16 protein-coding genes, 2 tRNA genes and 1 pseudogene are annotated in these 19,828 nt (G+C 66.0%); 4 read left to right on the forward strand and 15 right to left on the reverse strand.

The window, feature by feature from the left end; all coding sequences use genetic code 11:
• Positions 1-5 precede the first annotated feature (5 nt).
• The 3 genes from rpmI to thrS form a co-directional block, all read right to left on the reverse strand.
• Positions 6-203 (reverse strand): 50S ribosomal protein L35, encoded by a 198-nt coding sequence (rpmI, locus tag DL544_RS14525; protein WP_005410436.1) that lies wholly within the window; start codon positions 201-203, stop codon positions 6-8.
• A 266-nt stretch (positions 204-469) separates the two neighbouring features.
• Complete coding sequence (gene infC / locus DL544_RS14530) at positions 470-1,012, reverse strand: translation initiation factor IF-3 (RefSeq protein WP_080104334.1); 543 nt, start codon at positions 1,010-1,012, stop codon at positions 470-472.
• 48 nt (positions 1,013-1,060) lie between these two features.
• Positions 1,061-2,962 (reverse strand): threonine--tRNA ligase, encoded by a 1,902-nt coding sequence (gene thrS / locus DL544_RS14535; protein ID WP_005417872.1) that lies wholly within the window; start codon positions 2,960-2,962, stop codon positions 1,061-1,063.
• A 428-nt stretch (positions 2,963-3,390) separates the two neighbouring features.
• On the opposite strand from thrS, the gene DL544_RS14540 reads away from it, so the two are divergent.
• The 3 genes from DL544_RS14540 to DL544_RS14550 are packed head-to-tail and all read left to right on the forward strand — an operon-like array spanning position 3,391 to position 5,520.
• Positions 3,391-3,687, forward strand: a complete 297-nt coding sequence (locus tag DL544_RS14540; protein WP_005410439.1) for a hypothetical protein — start codon at positions 3,391-3,393, stop codon at positions 3,685-3,687.
• Positions 3,687-3,950, forward strand: a complete 264-nt coding sequence (locus DL544_RS14545; protein WP_049413666.1) for a hypothetical protein — start codon at positions 3,687-3,689, stop codon at positions 3,948-3,950. The genes DL544_RS14540 and DL544_RS14545 overlap by 1 nt, the downstream gene beginning before the upstream one ends.
• Before the next feature lie 10 nt (positions 3,951-3,960).
• Positions 3,961-5,520 (forward strand): PepSY-associated TM helix domain-containing protein, encoded by a 1,560-nt coding sequence (locus DL544_RS14550; RefSeq protein WP_065179358.1) that lies wholly within the window; start codon positions 3,961-3,963, stop codon positions 5,518-5,520.
• Between the two features lie 24 nt (positions 5,521-5,544).
• On the opposite strand, the gene DL544_RS14555 is transcribed toward DL544_RS14550, so the two are convergent.
• Positions 5,545-5,949 (reverse strand): VOC family protein, encoded by a 405-nt coding sequence (locus tag DL544_RS14555; RefSeq protein ID WP_065186674.1) that lies wholly within the window; start codon positions 5,947-5,949, stop codon positions 5,545-5,547.
• Positions 5,950-6,038: 89 nt separating this feature from the next.
• Positions 6,039-7,229 carry a glycoside hydrolase family 18 protein gene (locus DL544_RS14560; RefSeq protein ID WP_065186673.1) on the reverse strand — a complete coding sequence of 397 codons (1,191 nt, stop codon included), beginning with the start codon at positions 7,227-7,229 and terminating at the stop codon, positions 6,039-6,041.
• 215 nt (positions 7,230-7,444) lie between these two features.
• On the opposite strand from DL544_RS14560, the gene DL544_RS14565 reads away from it, so the two are divergent.
• The gene (locus tag DL544_RS14565) at positions 7,445-8,437 is read left to right on the forward strand and encodes an outer membrane protein assembly factor BamD (RefSeq protein ID WP_235646260.1); all 993 of its coding nucleotides are present in this window, start codon (positions 7,445-7,447) and stop codon (positions 8,435-8,437) included.
• 121 nt (positions 8,438-8,558) lie between these two features.
• Here the strand turns inward: DL544_RS14565 and pnp are convergent, their stop codons facing one another.
• The 10 genes and pseudogenes from pnp to nuoN form a co-directional block, all read right to left on the reverse strand.
• On the reverse strand, positions 8,559-10,667 hold the full coding sequence (gene pnp, locus DL544_RS14570) for a polyribonucleotide nucleotidyltransferase (RefSeq protein ID WP_053499253.1): 2,109 nt from the start codon (positions 10,665-10,667) through the stop codon (positions 8,559-8,561).
• 151 nt (positions 10,668-10,818) lie between these two features.
• On the reverse strand, positions 10,819-11,079 hold the full coding sequence (gene rpsO, locus DL544_RS14575) for a 30S ribosomal protein S15 (RefSeq protein WP_005417886.1): 261 nt from the start codon (positions 11,077-11,079) through the stop codon (positions 10,819-10,821).
• A gap of 173 nt (positions 11,080-11,252) precedes the next feature.
• A complete protein-coding gene (gene truB / locus DL544_RS14580; RefSeq protein ID WP_139727413.1) occupies positions 11,253-12,161 on the reverse strand; it encodes a tRNA pseudouridine(55) synthase TruB in 909 nt (302 codons plus the stop codon).
• A 107-nt stretch (positions 12,162-12,268) separates the two neighbouring features.
• Positions 12,269-12,652: a 30S ribosome-binding factor RbfA gene (gene rbfA / locus DL544_RS14585; RefSeq protein WP_065179361.1), complete on the reverse strand. Its 384-nt coding sequence runs from the start codon at positions 12,650-12,652 to the stop codon at positions 12,269-12,271.
• Between the two features lie 132 nt (positions 12,653-12,784).
• Positions 12,785-15,427 (reverse strand): translation initiation factor IF-2, encoded by a 2,643-nt coding sequence (infB, locus tag DL544_RS14590; protein WP_139727415.1) that lies wholly within the window; start codon positions 15,425-15,427, stop codon positions 12,785-12,787.
• Positions 15,428-15,518: 91 nt separating this feature from the next.
• Positions 15,519-17,030: a transcription termination factor NusA gene (gene nusA, locus DL544_RS14595; protein WP_005417911.1), complete on the reverse strand. Its 1,512-nt coding sequence runs from the start codon at positions 17,028-17,030 to the stop codon at positions 15,519-15,521.
• Positions 17,031-17,180: 150 nt separating this feature from the next.
• Positions 17,181-17,624 (reverse strand): annotated as a pseudogene (gene rimP / locus DL544_RS14600) (ribosome maturation factor RimP); the annotation flags it as partial.
• Positions 17,625-17,991: 367 nt separating this feature from the next.
• Positions 17,992-18,068, reverse strand: a tRNA-Met gene (locus tag DL544_RS14605).
• Between the two features lie 82 nt (positions 18,069-18,150).
• Positions 18,151-18,227, reverse strand: a tRNA-Met gene (locus DL544_RS14610).
• A gap of 128 nt (positions 18,228-18,355) precedes the next feature.
• Complete coding sequence (gene nuoN / locus DL544_RS14615) at positions 18,356-19,816, reverse strand: NADH-quinone oxidoreductase subunit NuoN (protein WP_065179770.1); 1,461 nt, start codon at positions 19,814-19,816, stop codon at positions 18,356-18,358.
• Positions 19,817-19,828: the final 12 nt, after the last annotated feature.

Genomic DNA, 19,828 nt, shown 5'->3' on the forward strand with positions numbered 1-19,828 from the left:
GTTCCTCAGAGGTAAGGGAGCATGCGGTCCAGACGGCCTGCGTCTTCTGCACGGACATGGCCCGTCTGACGCAGATTACGCTTACGCTTGGTCGCTTTCTTCGTGAGGATGTGGCTACGGTTGGCGTGGCCGCACTTGTACTTGCCCGAGGCGGTCTTGCGGAAACGCTTGGCCGCTGCCCGGTTGGTCTTGATCTTGGGCATTGCAATGTCCTTGATGGGATATGACCCTGGTTTCTGACTGATCTGGCGGCGGCCTGGGCCGCTCTTTCCGTCCTGCCATGATCGGCGTACGACCCGTCCTGGGTGGGTCGAGCCGGGCATGATACAGGCAAAACCGCCCTGCCACCAGCCCCTGCAGCCCTTTCGCCGGCACTTCACCGGCATCCTGCAAAAGCAAAGGGACGCCAGCGGCGTCCCTTTATCCTGAACCATTCAGCCAGGCGCCCCGGAAGGCGGCCCGTCCGGCCTCAGGTCTTCTTCTTCGGCGCGATCATCATGACCATCTGGCGCCCTTCCAGGCGCGGACGGGATTCAATGACGATGTCCTCGCCCAGATCGGCCTCGATCCGGTTGGCCATTTCACGACCCAGTTCCTGGTGGCTCATTTCACGGCCACGGAAGCGGATGTTGACCTTGATCTTGTCGCCTTCTTCAAGGAACCCGCGCATCTTGCGCAGCTTGATCTGGTAGTCGCCCTCGTCCGTGACCGGACGGAACTTCACTTCCTTGATCTCGACCTGCTTGGTCTTCTTCTTGGCCTCGCTGGCCTTCTTCTGCGCTTCGAACTTGAACTTGCCGAAGTCCATGATCTTGCAGACCGGCGGATCGGCCTGCGGCTGGATCTCGACCAGGTCCAGGCCTTCATCTTCGGCCATGGACAGCGCTTCGTCGCGCGACAACACGCCGATCATTTCTCCGTCACTGCCGATCACGCGGACGCGCGGCACACGGATTTCCTGATTCTTGCGGTTCTGTTTGTTGTCAGGGGTGCTGATATTACGTTCTCCCAAGGGTATCGAACCGGTCCGGGTGCCTGTGCGCCCGGACCGGACCTTTGCTTACGCGCCCTCGGCCTGGAGCCGCTCGATGAAGGCCTGCAGGCTCATGCTGCCCAGGTCTTCGCCAGAACGCGTACGCACCGCCACAGCCCCATTCTCCTTCTCGCGGTCACCGATGACCAGCAGGTAGGGCACGCGCTGCAACGTATGCTCGCGGATTTTATAGCCGATCTTCTCGTTACGCAAATCCGAGCTGACGCGGAAGCCTTGCTCCGCAAGGGTTTTGGTCACGCCCGAGACGTAGTCGGCCTGGGCGTCGGTGATGTTGGCCACCACCACCTGGGTCGGTGCCAGCCAGGCCGGGAACTGGCCGGCATGGTGCTCGATCAGGATGCCCAGGAAGCGCTCCATCGAGCCGACGATGGCGCGGTGCAGCATGACCGGGTGCTTCTTCTGGCTGTTCTCGTCCACGTACTCGGCGCCCAGGCGGCCCGGCATCATGAAGTCGACCTGCATGGTGCCCAGCTGCCAGGTACGGCCGATCGCGTCCTTCAGGTGGTACTCGATCTTCGGGCCGTAGAAGGCACCCTCGCCCGGCAGCTCCTGCCATTCCACGCCACAGGCGGTCAGCGCCGAGCGCAGCGCGCCTTCGGCCTTGTCCCAGGTGGCGTCGTCACCCAGGCGCGACTCCGGACGCAGCGCGATCTTGATCTGGATCTCGTCGAAGCCGAAGTGCCGGTAAACCGCCAGCGCCTGCTGGTGGAAGGCCGTCACTTCCGACTCGATCTGGTTTTCCGTGCAGAACACGTGGCCGTCGTCCTGGGTGAAACCACGCACGCGCAGGATGCCGTGCAGCGCGCCGGACGGCTCGTTGCGGTGGCAGGAACCGAACTCACCGTAGCGGATCGGCAGGTCGCGGTAGCTGTGCAGGCCCTGGTTGAACACCTGGATGTGGCCCGGGCAGTTCATCGGCTTGACCGCGTACGTGCGCTTCTCCGATTCGGTGAAGAACATGTTGTCCTGGTAGTTGTCCCAGTGGCCGGACTTCTTCCACAGGCTCACGTCCAGGATCTGCGGGCAGCGCACTTCGCCGTAGCCGCTGCTGCGGTAGACCTTGCGCATGTACTGCTCGACCACCTGCCACAGTGCCCAGCCCTTCGGGTGCCAGAACACCAGGCCCGGGGCTTCTTCCTGCAGGTGGAACAGGTCCTGCTGCTTGCCGATGCGGCGGTGGTCGCGCATCTCGGCTTCCTCGATGCGCTTGATGTACGCCTCCAGCTGCTTCTTGTCAGCCCAGGCGGTGCCGTAGATGCGCTGCAGCTGCTCGTTCTGCGCGTCGCCGCGCCAGTAGGCGCCGGAGATGCGGGTCAGCTTGAAGGCCTTCAGGAAGCGCGTGTTCGGCACGTGCGGGCCCCGGCACATGTCCACGTATTCCTGGTGGTAGTACATGCCCATCGCCTGGATGTCGTCGGACATGTCTTCGATCAGGCGCAGCTTGTAGTCCTCGCCACGGGCCTTGAAGATCTCGATCACCTCGGCGCGCGGCGTCATCTTCTTGATGACGTCGTAGTCCTGGGCGATCAGTTCACCCATGCGCTTCTCGATCGCGGCCATGTCGTCCGGCGTGAACGGGCGCTCGGAATAGATGTCGTAGTAGAAGCCCTCGGCAATCACCGGGCCGATCACCATCTTCACGTCCGGGTACAGCTGCTTGACGGCGTGGCCGACCAGGTGGGCGCAGGAGTGGCGGATGATCTCCACGCCCTCCTCGTCCTTGGCGGTGATGATGCGCAGGCTGGCATCGTGGTCGATGACGTCGCTGGCATCGACCAGCACGCCATCGACGGAACCGGCGATGGTGGCCTTGGCCAGGCCGGCACCGATCGACTGGGCGACGTCCATGACGCTGACGGGATTTTCGAACTCGCGGCGGCTGCCGTCGGGAAGGGTAATGTTGATCATCGCAGTGGCTTCGTGCGGGGCCCGCGGGGCGGGCTGGAAAGCGTTCCCGGGCCGCGGCCCGGGCAATAAAAAAGCGCCGCGAGGGCGCCTGGAACACAGGGCCTTCGGGGGCAGGTCAACAGTGGGCGGTGGTAGTGCTCATGTCGCACGCTCGGCCGGCGCTGGGCGCGGGCCACCTTGTTCCAGTCAGGAGTCTGCGACGATCTTAAACCAGCGCACCGGAAAGCCCAAGGGCTGCCGTGCGGTCCGCTGAATGGCCGGCGCTGGCGGCGTGAAAACGCAATGATTACCATGTCCGCGCAGCCCGCCCCGTGCCAGCCTGCCCGCTTCCCCCAGGACCTCGTGATGCGCCACCCGCTCCGACCGGCTCCCGCCGGCCCCGCCCGTGCCCCGCGTTCGCCGGCCCACTGCCGCGGCGCCCGCCCGCAATGATCACCGTCGGCCTTTCCACCCTGGGCTTCTGCAGCCTGGGCATGCTGGCAGCGATGTTTTCGGCACTGGCCTTCTATGCCGCCTCGCCGCACTGCCGTTGGCCCCGCCTGCGCCGTGCCGGTCGTCTCGGCCGCCAGATCGGCCTGGTCGCCGCCGCTGCTGCCCTGTGGTTGTGGATGGCCGAACTCGGCTTCGCTGCCGGCCTGGTGGCGATGCTGTGCACCTGGATGCTCGCTGCGATGCTGTTGCCGGCGCTGGCCGCCTGGCATCGCCCGGGCACGGAGTCACCCTGATGTGGCCGCGCGCCTTCGCCGGCATCATCGCTGGCTTCCTGCTTGCGGCCGCCGCTACCGGCCTGCTGGCCTGGCTGCCGCCCGGCCCGTGGCAGCGCGCACTGGTGCCGACCCTGATCGCCTTCATCCCGTTATGGATGCTGGCCGCCCTGTGGGCGTTCAGCTTCCGCAGCGCACTGCGCGCCTGGCTGGTTCTGGGTGGCAGCGCCGCGGCCGGCTTCGCCGTGCTCGGGCTGCTGCGCCTGACCGGCGCGGTGCAATGAGAGCTCCCCCATGAAGTTCAGTTCGCAGACGCTGCGCACGTTCACCACCCTGCACACCTGGGTCGGCCTGGTCGCCGGCTTCGGCCTTTTCGTGGCCTTCTATGCGGGTGCGCTGACCCTGTTCCATCACGACTTGCCGCTGTGGCAGACCCCGGGCGCAGCCACCGCCTTGCCGGCGGGCCTGGACGATGCGCAGTACCTGCTGGAAGACGTACTGGCGACACACCCGGAGGCCCGCCGCCACGTTGGCATGACCTTCCCCGGCACCGAACACCCGCAGCCCCTGGCGTACTGGCAGGCCGATGACGGCAGCTGGCGTTACGCCTGGCCGGGCCAGATCGCCGGCAGCCCCTCGCCGCCGCAGACCGGACTGGCAGAACTGGTCAACGAACTGCACTACAGCCTCGGCCTGCCGGTGGCCGGCATCTATGTGATGGGCATCGTCAGCCTGCTGTATGGCATGGCGCTGCTGAGCGGCCTGGTGATCCACCTGCCGAGGCTGTTCGGCGACCTGTTCGCGCTGCGCCCGGGCCGCAACCTGAAGCAGCTGTGGCAGGACGCGCACAACGTGATCGGCGTGCTCAGCCTGCCTTTCCACCTGATGTTCGCAGTCACGGGCGCCCTGCTGTGCCTGGTGTTCGTGCAGATGGCCCTGCTCAATCCGCTGATCTACGACGGCAAGGCGCTGCAAGCGGTACCGACCGCGATGGACACTGCGCCGGTGCGCGATGCCAGCGGGATTCCGGCGCCACCGGGCAGCCTGCGCGTGCTGCATGCGCGCGCACTTGAAGTGGCCCGCGCGCAGGGCGTGGCCAACTTTGAACCGGCTTACCTGAAGCTGGCCAATGGCGGTGATGCCAACGCCACGATCGAGATCACCGGCGAGGCCAGTGGCACCCTCGGCCCGCTTGGTGCCGTGGCATTGGACGTCGCCACCGGCAACCTGCTCGCGTCGCAGCTGCCGGGCCAGCGCGACGCCAACCACGCCACGCTCAGCGCCGCCTACGCGCTGCACTTCGGTGAGTTCGGCAACGGCGTGGTGGTCTGGCTGTACTTCCTGCTCGGCCTCGGCGGTGCGTTCCTGTTCTACTCCGGCAACCTGCTGTGGATCGAGTCGCGGCGCAGGCGTCGCCAGCCACAACAGCCACGTGCCGGTGTGAACATGGCGCGGGCCACGGTCGGCGTGTGCATCGGCCTGTGCGTGGCGATCTCGGTCGCGTTCGTCACCGCACTGGTGCTGGAGCGGCTGGCACCGTCGGCGCTCGACCACGGCATCCGCTGGGCCTGCTTCGGCAGCTGGGCAGCCTGTGCGCTGTGGGCTGCACTGCGCCGCCCCGCACAGGCCGCGCGCGAACTGCTGTGGGCCGCAGCGATCAGCACTGCACTGGTGCCGGTCCTGCACGGTGCACTCAATGGTGACTGGCTGTGGCGCGCCGCCGCGCGTGGCCAGTGGCCGCTGTTCTGGATCGATGCCATCGCGCTGGCCATGGCCTTCGGCTTCGCCCGCCTGGCCGTCGCCAGCCAGCGCCGCGCCCGCAACGGCGATCCGAACAGCGTCTGGGCGAACTGAAGCGTCGCCGGACATGGCCCGGCGCTACCAAAGCAGGTGCGCTTCGTCCAGGTAACGGCTGACTTCGATGAGGTTGCCATCCGGGTCGCGGAAGTACACCGATTCGATCGGACCCAGAGCGCCGGTGCGGGCCACCGGTCCCTCCTCCACCGCGACGGCCTGCGCCTGCAGGTGCGCCAGCACATCGGCCGTGGCGGTACGCGTGACCAGGCACAGGTCGGCACTGCCCGGCGTGGGCTGCAGCGCGTGCGGCTGCAGCGGGGCACTGGCCGGATGCAGATTGATTTTCTGCTGACCGAACTGCAGCGCGGTACGGCCCGCGCCGAAGCGCACGACGTTCATGCCGAGCACGCGCTGGTAAAAATCACAGCTGCGTTCGATGTCGGCCACAGTGAGGACCAGATGGTCCAGGCGTTCGAGATGGATCATGCCCGCAGCGTAACGCTGCGGGTATGGACATGCTGTGCGGGTCGGGCCGATGGCGTTGCGGCATTGCGCCGGGCATCGCCTGATGCAGCTCAATCGCCGACGCGCGCCTTCTGCCAGGGACCCAGCATGGCGTTGAGCAGGCTGGCCTGCTCGTCGTCGCCGGTCAGCTCCCACATGAACACTCCGGCCAGGCCCTGCTCGCGGGCGAACTGCGCACGCAGGCCGATCGAACGCGGGTCCTCATAGCTGATGAGGATCTTCTGCCCGGCGTTGTACAGCCACGGGCTCTGCGCCTGCGGCTGCCAGTGCCTGGTCCAACCCGGCTGGTCGAGATAGCGCGCCTTGATCACCCGCCAGTCGCCGGCATCGGCCGGTGCACTGTAGGGCTGATACAGGCCGTCCGGTGCATCGCCGGTGACCTTGAAGCCGCGCCCGTAGAACGGCACGCCCAGCACCAGCTTGTCGGCCGGCACGCCATGTTCACGGTAGTACTGCACGGCGCCGGCCACGTTGTTCCAGCGGCGCAGCTCCGGCGCCAGCGGATCGGCCGGTACTTCATGCAAGGGCGCATTGAAGGTCGACACCGACGAAAAGCCGGTGCCCATGTCGTAGCTCATCAGGTTGATGAAATCGAACACCCTGGCCAGCGCCGGCAGGTCGTAGCTCGCCGCTGGATCATAGGGACCGTCGGTCTGCAGGCGGCCGGCGGCCAACGCGGCGGTCAGCAGCATCGGCTGGCCCACCTTGCGACCGCGTGCATCGAGTGCCTGGCGGAAGGACTGCGCAAGCCGGGTCAGGTTGGCGCGATCCTGCGGGCGATGCGCCAGCTCCTTCGGTCCGCCACTGACCGGGAATTCCCAGTCGATGTCCACGCCATCGAAGCTGCCGGCGTGGCGCTCGAAGAACAGCGCCATGCACGAATCGACCAGGCGCTTGCGGCTGGTTTCGGTCAGCGCTGCATCGGAGAATCCACCCGCGCCCCAGCCACCGATCGAAATCAGCGTGCGCAGGTGCGGATGCGCCTTCTTGAGTTCGGCCAGTGCGGCGAAATTCTTCGGCGCTTCCGCACCGACCGTGCAGCGGCCGTCCTCGATGGTGGAGAACGCGTAGAACAGGTGGGTCAGGCGCTCGGCCGGAATGCTCGACACCGGATAGCGCTCGGCCGATCCGCCAGGGTAGTAGGCGCCGAAGATCGGCGGCTGTGCGGGCGCTGCGTGCGCGGCAATGGGCAAGGCACCGGCAATCAGCACGGCAAGGACGGCCACGGTCTGGCGGAACATGGGATCTCCCGGTTCAAAGGCGCCGCCACGTTAGCAAACGGAAGGACCCATGGGACGGATGTCGCGGCATGTCGCCCCGTGACAGGCACACCGCATCCCGTGACGACAGCGGGGCAGACACGCGATTGCCGTCATGCACTGCAGCAGGACACGCACCGACGCCGCCGCCCCATGCATCGGCTAAGGTAGCCGCAGACCTTCAATCGCGCATGGACATGAGCATCGACTACGACAGTATCGACGGCGGCGACCTGCTTGGCGACGAAACCCTCGACGACCGCGAGGCACTGGAGGCGCGCGCCTACGCCGCCTTCCGCGAAGGCGACCTGCAGCAGGCGGTGGCGCTGTTCGGCGAGCTGATCGCACTCGCTGCCGAAGTCCCGTACCTGCATTACATGCGCGGATTGGCACACAAGTACCTGCGCGACTGGGCCTCCTCACTGCAGGACAACCTGCAATCAGAACAGCTGCGCGGCGAATTCGATGAAGCCACCGCGTGGAATGCCGGTATCGCCGCCACCGGCGTCGGTGACTGGGCCGAAGCACGCCGCCAATGGTCCCGCTGTGGCATCACCCTGCCCGAGGGCGAAGGCCCGATCGAGGGCAACTTCGGCGTAGCCTGCGTGCGCTTGGCACCGTGGTCCGACGCCGAAGTGGTGTTTATGAGCCGCATTGATCCGGTGCGTGCACGCATCGACAACGTACCGCTGCCTGAAAGCGGCTTCCGCTTCGGCGACATCGTGCTGCACGACGGGGCCTCGACCGGCCAACGTGCCTATGACGAGCGCCAGGTGCCGGTGTTCAATGCCATGCAGCGCCTGCAGCCTTCGGACATGGCGACCTTCACCGTGTTCGTGCAGTGCGACTCGGCCGATGACATCGCTGCCCTGGAGGCCATCACGCTGCCCGGCATCGGCATGGTCGAGGACTGGACGGCCACCGTGCGCCGGCTGTGCCGCCGCTGCAGCTACGGCACGCCTCACCATCATGGCGATGAGGCACCACGTGAAGACCAATGGAGACGCGAACGTGACCTCGGCGTGGCCGCACAGGGCCGGGCCGCGGTGGAAAAGCTCATGGCGATGTGGGTTGCTGCAGCCCCCGGCCGCGTGCTGGAGGCCATCGAACAGCGCGAGCACCCGCTGAGTGACCCCGAGCCGGGCCAGGTGTGGTGGCTGGGAGAGGAGGAAGAAGGCGCGCAGGTGTAGGGACCAACGATCCTCGCCCACAGGATTCCAGGCAAAGAGAAAGCGGGCCGAAGCCCGCTTTCTCATTTGCGAAAGCGTGAGGACCAACGGTCCTCACCCACCGCACGATCAGCAGTACCGATTATTCGGCGCTGGCGCCTTCGCCTTCTTCGACGGCCTTCATCGACAGGCGGATACGGCCCTGCTTGTCGACTTCCAGCACCTTGACCTTGACCACATCGCCTTCCTTCAGCTTGTCGCCGACCTTCTCGACGCGCTCGCTGGAGATCTGCGACACGTGGACCAGGCCGTCCTTGCCCGGCAGGATGGTGACGAACGCACCGAAGTCCATGATCTTGGCGACCTTGCCTTCGTAGATGCGGCCCGGCTCGACGTCCGAGGTGATCTGCTCGATGCGGGCCTTGGCAGCCTGGGCAGCGATGGCGTTGACCGACGCGATGACGATGGTGCCGTCGTCCTGGATGTCGATCTGGGTGCCGGTTTCCTTGGTGATGGCCTGGATGGTCGAGCCACCCTTGCCAATCACTTCGCGGATCTTGTCCGGGTGGATCTTGATGGTCAGCAGGCGCGGCGCGTAGTCCGACAGCTCCTCACGCGGAGCGGTCAGGCCGTGGGCCATTTCACCCAGGATGTGCAGACGGCCAGCCTTGGCCTGCTGCAGGGCCTGCTTCATGATCTCTTCGGTGATGCCTTCGATCTTGATGTCCATCTGCAGGGCGGAGATGCCCTCAGCGGTACCGGCCACCTTGAAGTCCATGTCGCCCAGGTGATCTTCGTCACCCAGGATGTCGGACAGGACCACGAAACGGTCGCCTTCCTTGACCAGGCCCATGGCAATACCGGCCACCGGTGCCTTCACCGGCACGCCGGCGTCCATCAGGGCCAGCGACGAGCCGCAGACCGACGCCATCGACGAAGAACCGTTCGACTCGGTGATTTCCGAGACGACGCGGATGGTGTACGGGAAGGCTTCCAGCGACGGCATGACAGCCAGCACGCCGCGCTTGGCCAGACGACCGTGGCCGATTTCGCGGCGCTTCGGGCCCATCATGCGGCCGCACTCGCCCACCGAGAACGGAGGGAAGTTATAGTGGAACAGGAAGTTTTCCTTGTACTCACCGGCAACGGCATCGATGACCTGGCCATCACGGGCAGTGCCCAGGGTGATGGTCACGATGGCCTGGGTTTCGCCGCGGGTGAACAGCGAGGAACCGTGGGTACGCGGCAGCACGCCAGTCTTCACGGCGATCGGGCGGACGGTGTCCAGCGCACGGCCGTCGATACGGACCTTGGTGTCCAGCACCGAGTCACGCATGGTGCGGTATTCCAGCTCGCCGAATTCCTTCGACAGCTCGGCCGGGTTCCAGCCTTCGGCGGCCACGCGGCCCGCCAGGGCTTCGAACACGTCCTTCTTGATCGCCGAGATGGCGTCACGGCGCTGCAGCTTGTCGCGCACCTGGAAGGCTTCGCCCAGGCGCGGGCCGATGGCTTCCTTCAGCGCGGAGATCAGCGCGTCGTTCTTGGCCGGGGCTTCCCAGGTCGACGGCTTGGTGCCGGCTTCGACGGTCAGCTCGTTGATCGCGTTGATGACCTTCTGCATTTCGCGGTGACCGAAAGTCACGGCGCCCAGCATCACGTCTTCGGACAGCAGCGCGGCTTCGGATTCGACCATCAGCACGGCGTTGGAGGTACCGGCAACGACCAGTTCCAGCTGCGAGTCAGCCAGTTCGCTGACGGTCGGGTTCAGGATGTACTCGCCGTTCTTGTAGCCGACCTTGGCAGCGCCGATCGGGCCCATGAACGGGGTGCCGGCCAGGGCCAGGGCAGCCGAGGCGCCGATCAGGGCCGGGATGTCGCCGTCCACGTCCGGGTTCAGCGACATGACCGTGGCGATGATCTGCACTTCGTTCTTGTAGTCTTCCGGGAACAGCGGACGGATCGGACGGTCGATCAGACGCGAGATCAGCGTTTCCTTCTCGGTCGCACGGCCTTCACGCTTGAAGAAACCACCCGGGATGCGGCCGCCGGCGTAGAACTTTTCCTGATAATCGACGGTCAGCGGGAAGAAGTCCTGGCCTTCGCGCGCGCTCTTGGCGGCGACGGCGGTGACCAGCAGTACGGTGTCGTCCATCTTGACGATGACCGCGCCGCTGGCCTGGCGGGCGACTTCGCCGGTCTCAAGCGTGACGGTGTGCTTGCCGTACTGGAAGGTTTTGGTGATTTTTGCCACGGAGGGTGTCCTTGGGGATGCTGTCTGCGAATTTGGACCGTCGGCGACCCTTGCCGCCAGCGGGTGGCCGGATCGTTCCGGCCTGAATCGGGGATTGCGGTGCTACAAAACAAAACCGCGGCGCATCGCTGCGCCGCGGGGGATTCGTTGCTTAGCGACGCAGGCCAAGCTTTTCGATCAGGGCCTTGTAACGCTCGACGTCCTTCTTCTTCAGGTAGTCGAGCAGGCTGCGACGGCGGTTGACCATCTGCAGCAGGCCGCGGCGGCTGTGGTGATCCTTCTTGTGGGTCTTGAAGTGGCCAGTCAGCAGTTCGATGCGGGCGGTCAGCAGGGCAACCTGGACTTCCGGGGAGCCGGTGTCAGCGGCGCTGCGCTTGTTGTCTTCAATGACCTTCTGGGTGTCGATCGACATTTCTTTTTTCTCTGTGATGCGTGGCCGGCAGGAACGCGCTTCGCGCACCGCCAGGCTCGCCGTGGACTACGAGGATGAAACCTGCGCGAGGCAGGTTGCCGGAAAACGGCCGCGAAATTGTAACGGCCAGGGGCTTCCGGGACAAGGACCGGGGCTGAACCACCCTGCCCCGGTCAGAGGTTGAAACGGCGCTGCGGGGCCAGCAGGCCACTGTCGTCGACCTGGCCCAGGCCCTGGACAGCATCGTCCGGACCGAACACGGCCACCAGGCCATGCGGCCAGGACGCGTCACGCTGGCGCTGGCCGACGCAGAAGCGGCGGGTCTGCCCGGCATCGAGGTCGACCCGCGGGTATCCAGCCAGGCCGGCTGCCAGCGGCAGCAGCAGCGCGTCCATGCCCGCCTCGTCGCCGGCCTCGGCCATCGCCCGCAACTGGTCCAGGGTGACCATCGCCGGCGCGCGGAACGGTTCGACCCACAGCCGGCGCAGCGCGCTGATGTGGGCGCCACAGCCCAGGCGTTCGCCGAGATCGCGGGCCAGGCTGCGGATATAGGTGCCGGAGCCACAGGTCACGCGCAGGTGCAGGCGCCCGGGCAGCTGTTCGAGCACCTCGATCGCGTGCACCTGGACCTCGCGCTCCGGAGCCTCGATGGCCTCGCCGCGGCGGGCCTTCACATACAGCGGTTCCCCGCCCTGCTTCAGCGCCGAATAGATCGGAGCCCGCTGACGGATGTTCCCCGTCAATGGCGCCAGCGCAGCCTGCAGGGCCTCGGCGCTGATCGCCGGCACCGGGCGCTGCACCAGCACCTGGCCCTCGGCATCATCGGTATCCGTGGTCTGGCCGAGGACGATCTCGGCATCGTACGCCTTGGCCGAACCCAGCAGCAGGCCGGCGATCTTGGTGGCCTCGCCGAAGCATAGTGGCAGCAGGCCGGTGGCCAACGGGTCGAGGCTGCCGGTGTGGCCACCCTTCTCGGCACGGAACAGGCGGCGCGCCACTTGCAGGGCGGCGTTGGAGCTCATGCCGGTCGACTTGTCGAGCAGCAGGATGCCATCCAGGCGGCGGAACTGAATTCGGGTCATGGCAGGAATGTGTAGGGCCGAGCCATGCTCGGCTGCCGCAGCGCGGTCTGCGTCAGACGTCGCACAGCCGGAATGCAACGACGCCGGGCATGCCCGGCGTCGCGCGGTTATTCGTCGTCGCTCCCGCGACGCTTCTCCGCGGCCAGCGTATCGGGCAGGTCGCGCAGGATGTTGTCGATGTGCTCACCACGGTCGACCGAGTCGTCGTAGTGGAAATGCAGCTCCGGCACGTGGCGCAGCTTCATCGCGCGGGCCAGGTCCATGCGCAGGCGGTAGCCCAGCTCCTTCAGGCCGGCCACGGCTTCAGCCGAGCGTTCCGGCATCAGGGCGGTGACGAACACCTTGGCATGGGCCATGTCGCGGGTGATTTCCACGTCGGACACGCTCACCGAGGGCAACCCGTGCTCGCGCACGGCGTTGTGCACCAGGGTGCCGAGTTCACGGCGCAGCTGGGCGGAGACACGGTCGGTTCGATGGAAAGTCTTGGGCACGAGCAGCTCTTGGTTCAGTTGTCGCCCGACCAACGGTCGGGCGCTACCTTTGATTCGATTGTCGCCCGACCAACGGTCGGGCGCTACAGGTACATGGTAGGGCCCGACCGTTGGTCGGGCCACCTTGCAGCATTACAGGGTGCGCGGCACTTCGATACGCTCGAAGCACTCGATCTGGTCGCCCGGCTTGACGTCGTTGTAGGCCTTCACCGCGATACCGCATTCGGTACCGTTGCGGACTTCCTCGACGTTCTCCTTGAAGCGACGCAGCGATTCCAGCTCGCCCTCGAAGATCACCACGCTGTCGCGCAGCACGCGGATCGGCTTGTTGCGCTTGACCACGCCCTCGATGACCATCGAGCCGGCAACGGCGCCCAGCTTGGAGCTGCGGAAGACGTCGCGGACCTCGGCGATACCGATGATCTCTTCGCGGATCTCCACGCCCAGCAGACCGGATGCCACCTGCTTCACCTGATCGATCACGTCATAGATGATCGAGAAGTAACGCAGGTCAACGCCGTTGGATTCAATGATGCGACGGGCCGAAGCATCCGCACGCACGTTGAAGCCGATGACGGTGGCCTTCGAAGCAGCCGCCGAGTTGGCATCCGATTCGGTGATGCCGCCGACGCCGGAGTGGATCACGTTGATGCGGATGTCTTCGTTGGACAGCGCGACCAGTGCCTGGCTCAGGGCCTGCACCGAACCCTGCACGTCGGCCTTGATGACCAAGTTGAGGACCTGCTGGCCCTCGCCCTTGCCCAGGGTCGCCATGATGTCTTCCATGCGGCTGCCAGCGGTGGCGACCAGGCGCGATTCACGGCGCTTGGTCTCACGCTGCTGGGCAACATCCTTGGCCAGGCGCTCGTCCTCGACCACCACGAAGTCGTCTCCGGCTTCCGGCACACCGGACAGGCCCAGGACCTGCACCGGGATCGACGGGCCGGCGAACTCCGGCTGCTTGCCGGTTTCGTCGAACAGCGCACGCACGCGGCCGTACTGGATACCGCACACCAGGTAGTCGCCCTTCTTCAGGCGGCCCTGCTGCACCAGCACCGTAGCGACCGGGCCGCGGCCCTTGTCCAGCGACGATTCGATCACCACGCCCGAGGCGCGGCCTTCGTCGACGGCCTTCAGTTCCAGCAGTTCGGCCTGCACCGACACCGCGTCCAGCAGGTCGTCGATGCCCAGGCCGGTCTTGGCCGAGATCTCCACCATCTGGATGTCACCACCGAACTCTTCGGCCACGACCTGCTCGGAGAGCAGCTCGTTCTTGACCCGCATCGGGTCGGCGCCGGACTTGTCGATCTTGTTGATCGCCACGATCAGCGGCACACCCGCCGAACGGGCGTGCTGGATCGCTTCCTTGGTCTGCGGCATGACGCCGTCGTCGGCAGCAACCACCAGCACCACGATGTCGGTCAGCTTGGCACCGCGGGCACGCATCGAGGTGAACGCGGCGTGGCCCGGGGTATCCAGGAAGCTGATGACGCCCTTGGGCGTCTCGACGTGGTAGGCGCCGATATGCTGGGTGATGCCGCCGGCTTCGCCGTGGGCAACCTTGGTGCGGCGGATGTAGTCCAGCAGCGAGGTCTTGCCGTGGTCCACGTGACCCATGATGGTGACCACCGGCGGGCGCTGTACGGCTTCGCCCTGGTTTTCACCGGTCGAAGCCAGCAGCGCGTCTTCGGCATCGTTGTCGTTGGCACGGATCGCCTTGTGGCCGAGTTCTTCGGTCACCAGCGCAGCGGTGTCGTGGTCGATGGACTGGGTGATGGTCGCCATCACGCCCATCTTGAACAGCGCCTTCACCACCTCGCCGCCCTTCAGCGCGAGCTTCTGCGCCAGGTCGGCCACGGTGATGGTCTCGCCGATCGCGACTTCACGCACGACCGGTGCGGTCGGGCGTTCGAACGCGTGCGGACCGGCATTGTTGCCACCACGCGACATGTCGCGACGGCCACCGGACTGGTTGCGGCCACCCGGACGTCCACGCGAACTGCTGTTGTTGCTGTTGCCACGACGCGCACGGTCGGCGGCCGACAGGTGCATCTGGCCGGCGAAGCGGTCGCCCGGGCCACGCTCGTTGCGCGGCGCGCTGCGGTTGTTGCGCTCGTCGTTGCGCGGCGGCGGAGCACCACGCGGCGCAGCCGGGGCGGCGGCCGGGGCGCGCGGCGGGCGCGGCGCGGTTTCGTCGATCGGAGCACGCTTGGGCTTGCTGGCGGCCAGTGCCTCGGCCGCCTTGGCCGCAGCCGCAGCTTCCTCGGCGGCCTTCTTCTCGGCCTCGGCGCGTTCCTTGGCGGCGGCCTCTTCCTCACGGGCACGGACGATGGCCTCGTCGCGCAGACGATCCTTCTCGGCCAGGGCCTGCTGTTCGGCGAGGTTGCGCGCACGCGACTCTTCCAGCTTGCGCAGGATGTCGGCGCGCTCTTCGTCCGGCGTCATGGCGCGAGCACCATCCTTGACGTAGGTACGCTTCTGGCGCACCTCGACATTCACGGTCGTCTTGCTGCGACCGGAATTGACCGTCACTTCCTGCTGCTTCCGGCGGTTGAGCGTGATCTTCTTTGCAGACTGATCGGTCTCTTCCGGGGCCTGCTCGGGCTTGCCGTGCGAACGACGAAGGAAGCCCAGGAGCTTTACCTTCTCGGAGCTGGTCACGACCTGGTCGGGACCGCTGAACTTCATGCCGGCACCGGCCAGCTGTTCCAGCAGTTTTTCGACCGGCGTGTTGACCAGTTCGGCAAGCTTGCGGATGGTGGTTTGCTGCGACATTCGGATCCTATGATCTTGTGGGCGCCCCCCGCATCTGGAGGTGGCGCGGATTCTACGCCCTGAGCGGCTCAGGGCCCTGTTCATTGCCGGCTCATTCGCCGCGTTCCAGTCGGGCGATCTCCTCGGCACGGGCGGCCAGGATCAGCGCAGCGGCGCGCGCCTGATCCAGTCCTTCGATGCCGAAGTCCATGACCTCGTCGGCGGCCAGGTCGGACAGGTCCTCGCTGGTACGCACGCCGTGGCCGGCCAGCGCATATGCGGTGGCTTCGTCCATGCCCTTCAGGGACAGCAGGTCCTGCGCCGGCTGGCCGTCTTCAAGGCCTTCCTCGACTGCCAGGGCCTCATTGAGCAGCGCATCGCGGGCACGAGCGCGCAGCTCTTCGACGATGTCCTCGTCGAAACCTTCCACGGCCAGCAGTTCGCCGACCGGGACATATGCGATTTCCTCGACGGTGCCGAAGCCTTCGCTGACCAGGATGCCGGCGATTTCCTCGTCCACTTCCAGTTTGTCCATGAACAGCTGGCGGGCGGCAGCCTGCTCGGCCTCCGACTTGGCAGTGACCTGGTCCTGGGTCATCACGTTGAGCTGCCAGCCGGTCAGGCGGCTGGCCAGGCGCACGTTCTGGCCGCCCTTGCCGATCGCCTGGGCCAGGCGGTCTTCGGCAACGGCCAGGTCCATCGAGTGCTTGTCCTCATCGACGATGATCGACTGCACTTCGGCCGGCGCCATCGCGTTGATGACGAAGTTGGCCGGGTTGTCGTTCCACAGCACGATGTCCACGCGCTCGCCATTGAGCTCGTTGGACACGGCCTGCACGCGCGAACCGCGCATGCCGATGCAGGCACCGATCGGGTCGGTGCGCTGGTCGTGGGCCAGCACGGCGATCTTGGCGCGGTCGCCCGGATCGCGGGCGCAGGCCTTGATTTCCACCAGGCCCTGGCCGACTTCCGGCACTTCCAGCTTGAACAGCTCGATCATGAACTCCGGCGCGGCGCGGCTGATGAACAGCTGCGGGCCACGCGGCTCCGAGCGCACTTCGGCCAGGTAGCCGCGCACGCGGTCGCCGGCACGCAGCACGTCGCGCGGAATGCCCTTGTCCTTCGGAATGAAGCCTTCGGCATTGCCACCGAGGTCGACGTAGATGTTGCCGCGCTCGGCGCGCTTGACCACACCGGTGATCAGCTCACCCACGCGATCCTTCCATGCATCCACGACCTGCTGGCGCTCGGCTTCGCGCACGCGCTGGACGATGACCTGCTTGGCGGCCTGGGCAGCGATGCGGCCGAAGTCCGGGTTCTCGATCTGCTCTTCGATGTAGTCGCCGACCTCGACGCCTTCGGCCTCGTCGACCGCGTCCATCAGGCGGATCTGGCGATCCGGCGATTCCATCACCACATCATCGGCCACCACTTCCCAGCGGCGGAAGGTTTCGTAGCTGCCATCCTTGTGGTCGATGACCACGCGGGTCAGCACTTCCTCCTCGGGATAGCGCTTCTTCGCTGCCGAGGCCAGGGCGGCCTCGATGGCATCGAAGATCACTTCACGCGGCACGCCCTTCTCGTTGGCGACTGCGTCGACTACCAGCAACAGTTCCTTGCTCATTGGCTCACTCCGCGCGCGGCTTCTTTGCCGCCGGCTCGTTGGAAGAAGAATTCGTGTTCGGCTTCGGACGCTTCGGCGCCGGACCGGTCGGCTTGCTCGGGCCAGCCCCAGCGCCACCCAGTCGGGCATGATCCGTGCCTTGTCGATGTTGTCGGCCGACACGACCACTTCAGCCTTGTCGACGATGAAGGTGATGGTGCCCGCGGCCTCGTCGATCGCTTCGATGCGGCCCTGCAGGCGACGACGGTTGTCCTGCGGCAACTTCAGCGTGACCTTGGCCGATTCACCCTGGTGGCGGCCGAACTGCTCCAGGTTGAACAGCGGGCGGTCCACGCCCGGCGAGGACACTTCCAGCGTGTAGTTGCCGCTGATCGGGTCTTCGACGTCCAGCTGCGCCGAGACTTCGCGGCTGACCCGCTCGCAGTCGTCGACATTGATGATGCGCTCGGGCTGTTCAGCCAGCGGCACGTCGATGTAAAGGCGCAGGGTCGCACCGCCGGGGGCCGGCAGATACTCAACGCCCAGCAGCTCCAGGCCCAGCGACACAACGGTCGGGGCGAGCAGATTCGCGATGTCGGTTGCCTTGTCGCTCACAGCCTGCCTTGATCTCTATGGTTGGGTGCCGGCCTTGGCCGGCGTGGAAACATGACGCCCCGGAAACGACAAAGGGCCCGTTGGGCCCCTTTTCCGGAAAGACTCCGGTGACTGGATTCCGGTTGCAACCTGCATTGCCTGCCGGTTGCGGCCCTCCTTCCGGGTCCGGACTCCCGCTGGGAGGCCGCCTTCAGGGGTACTGCTAGGCCGCTGATGATAGCGGCTGCACCGCGCTGGTGCAAGGTGCGGACCCGGGGTCAGACCCCTTTTCCACGGGAAAAGGGATCTGACCCCGATCACGCAGAAACGACGCAGACCCCAAAGAAAAACGCCCTCGAAGCAGCACTTCGAAGGCGATCTCTTTACTTGGTAGCGGGGGCAGGATTTGAACCTGCGACCTTCGGGTTATGAGCCCGACGAGCTGCCAGACTGCTCCACCCCGCATCAGAAGCGGAATTATGAGCGGTTGCTCCAAAAACTGCAAGCCTCCCCTCATTCATCAAATCGGTTGGCGCCGATCCGAAGTTGGTAGCGGGGGCAGGATTTGAACCTGCGACCTTCGGGTTATGAGCCCGACGAGCTGCCAGACTGCTCCACCCCGCACCGGAAGTGTTTGAACTGCTGCCCTGCTCTTTCGAGGGGGGGCTACCGCAACGATGTTCTGGCTGAACCGCTGCAGTGACAACTCAGGCTGCGCATATTACACGAATCGCGCAGCTTTGTGTCAACTTTTATGCAAGATGCGCAAATGCCTGCTGGCACCAGACCATGATCGGGTTCCAGGCCAGGCCCAAGGCCAGCAGCGCCAGGGCATTGACACCCAGCACCACACCCAGCACGCGGTCGTTGTTGCGCGGCATGGCCTCGCCCACCGGCTCATCGAAGTACATGACCTTGATGACGCGCAGGTAGTAGAAGCAGCCGACCACGGCGCACAGCACGCCCAGGATGGCCAGCCACAGCAGGCCGCCGTTGACGGCCGCGCCCAGCACCGCCAGCTTGGTCCAGAAGCCCAGGAACGGCGGGATGCCGGCCAGCGACGCCATGATGCACAGCACCAGGCCGGCCATCCACGGGTTGCGGGCATTGAGGCCCTTGAAGTCCTCGATGTTCTCGGCTTCAAAGCCGGCACGCGACAGCGCGATGATCGCGCCGAAGGCGGCGGTCGACATGATGGCGTAGGCCAGTGCGTAGAACAGCGCAGCGGCATAGCCCTGTGCGCCACCACCGGCGATGCCCATCAGCAGGAAGCCGATGTGCGAGACGGTGGAGAACGCCAGCATGCGCTTGAGATTGCTCTGCGCGATGGCCATCAGGTTGCCGATGACCAGCGAGACTGCGGCCAGGCCGGCGATCAGCAGCTGCAGTTCGGTCGACAGCGGACCCACGCCCATTTCCAGCAGGCGGTAGGCCATGCCGAAGGCGGCCAGCTTCGGCGCCGAGCTGATGAACAGTGCGATCGGTGCCGGGGCACCCTGGTACACGTCCGGCAGCCACATGTGGAACGGTGCGGCACCCAGCTTGAAGGCGACGCCGGCGATCATGAACACCGCACCGGTGATCAGCAGCACGCGCTCTTCCGAGTGCGGGATGGCGTCACGGATGACGTCCAGGTGCAGGCTGCCGGTAGCGCCGTAGATCAGCGACATGCCGTACAGCAGCAGGCCAGAGGCCAGCGAGCCGAGCACGATGTACTTCATCGCCGCTTCCGAGGCCAGGCCGTTTTCGCGGTTGCTGGCGACCAGGGCGTAGGAGCACAGCGCCAGCAGTTCCAGGCCCAGGTAGACCATCAGCAGGCTGCCGGCCGACACCAGGATCATCATGCCGGCGGTGCCGAACAGGATCAGCACCGGGATCTCGCCCTGGAACAGGTTGCGGTCACGCAGGTAACGCCAGCCGTAGACCAGGGTCAGGCCGCTGAGCAGCACGATCCCGGTCTTCATCACGTCCGCGGCGGTATCGCGCACGAACATGCCATGGAAGACCTCGCCCTGCCCGCCCACGCCGGTGACCAGCATGAACAGCACCACGGCCAGCGCAGCGAGCGAGAACAGGTGGGTGACGATCTTGTTCCGGTTGCTGACGAACAGGTCGAGGATCATCAGGGCGAAGGCGCTGCCGATCAGCACCAGCTCGGGAGCGAGCGGTGGCAGGTCAGCGGCGGTCAATGGCAGCAGCGGCGAGGTGGTCATCATCAAATCCTG

This window comes from Stenotrophomonas sp. pho (assembly GCF_006228405.1).
Taxonomy (GTDB): Bacteria; Pseudomonadota; Gammaproteobacteria; order Xanthomonadales; family Xanthomonadaceae; genus Stenotrophomonas; species Stenotrophomonas sepilia.

Bases quoted from the DNA above. Each gene is read 5' to 3' on its own strand.
- DL544_RS14545 (WP_049413666.1), top strand. From the start codon at position 3,687: ATGTGGCCGCGCGCCTTCGCCGGCATCATCGCTGGCTTCCTGCTTGCG.
- thrS (WP_005417872.1), bottom strand. From the start codon at position 2,962: ATGATCAACATTACCCTTCCCGACGGCAGCCGCCGCGAGTTCGAAAAT.
- DL544_RS14560 (WP_065186673.1), bottom strand. From the start codon at position 7,229: ATGTTCCGCCAGACCGTGGCCGTCCTTGCCGTGCTGATTGCCGGTGCC.
- rpsO (WP_005417886.1), bottom strand. From the start codon at position 11,079: ATGTCGATCGACACCCAGAAGGTCATTGAAGACAACAAGCGCAGCGCC.
- DL544_RS14565 (WP_235646260.1), top strand. From the start codon at position 7,445: ATGAGCATCGACTACGACAGTATCGACGGCGGCGACCTGCTTGGCGAC.
- DL544_RS14550 (WP_065179358.1), top strand. From the start codon at position 3,961: ATGAAGTTCAGTTCGCAGACGCTGCGCACGTTCACCACCCTGCACACC.
- DL544_RS14540 (WP_005410439.1), top strand. From the start codon at position 3,391: ATGATCACCGTCGGCCTTTCCACCCTGGGCTTCTGCAGCCTGGGCATG.
- nuoN (WP_065179770.1), bottom strand. From the start codon at position 19,816: ATGACCACCTCGCCGCTGCTGCCATTGACCGCCGCTGACCTGCCACCG.
- rpmI (WP_005410436.1), bottom strand. From the start codon at position 203: ATGCCCAAGATCAAGACCAACCGGGCAGCGGCCAAGCGTTTCCGCAAG.
- truB (WP_139727413.1), bottom strand. From the start codon at position 12,161: ATGACCCGAATTCAGTTCCGCCGCCTGGATGGCATCCTGCTGCTCGAC.
- infB (WP_139727415.1), bottom strand. From the start codon at position 15,427: ATGTCGCAGCAAACCACCATCCGCAAGCTTGCCGAACTGGTCAACACG.
- DL544_RS14555 (WP_065186674.1), bottom strand. From the start codon at position 5,949: ATGATCCATCTCGAACGCCTGGACCATCTGGTCCTCACTGTGGCCGAC.
- nusA (WP_005417911.1), bottom strand. From the start codon at position 17,030: ATGAGCAAGGAACTGTTGCTGGTAGTCGACGCAGTCGCCAACGAGAAG.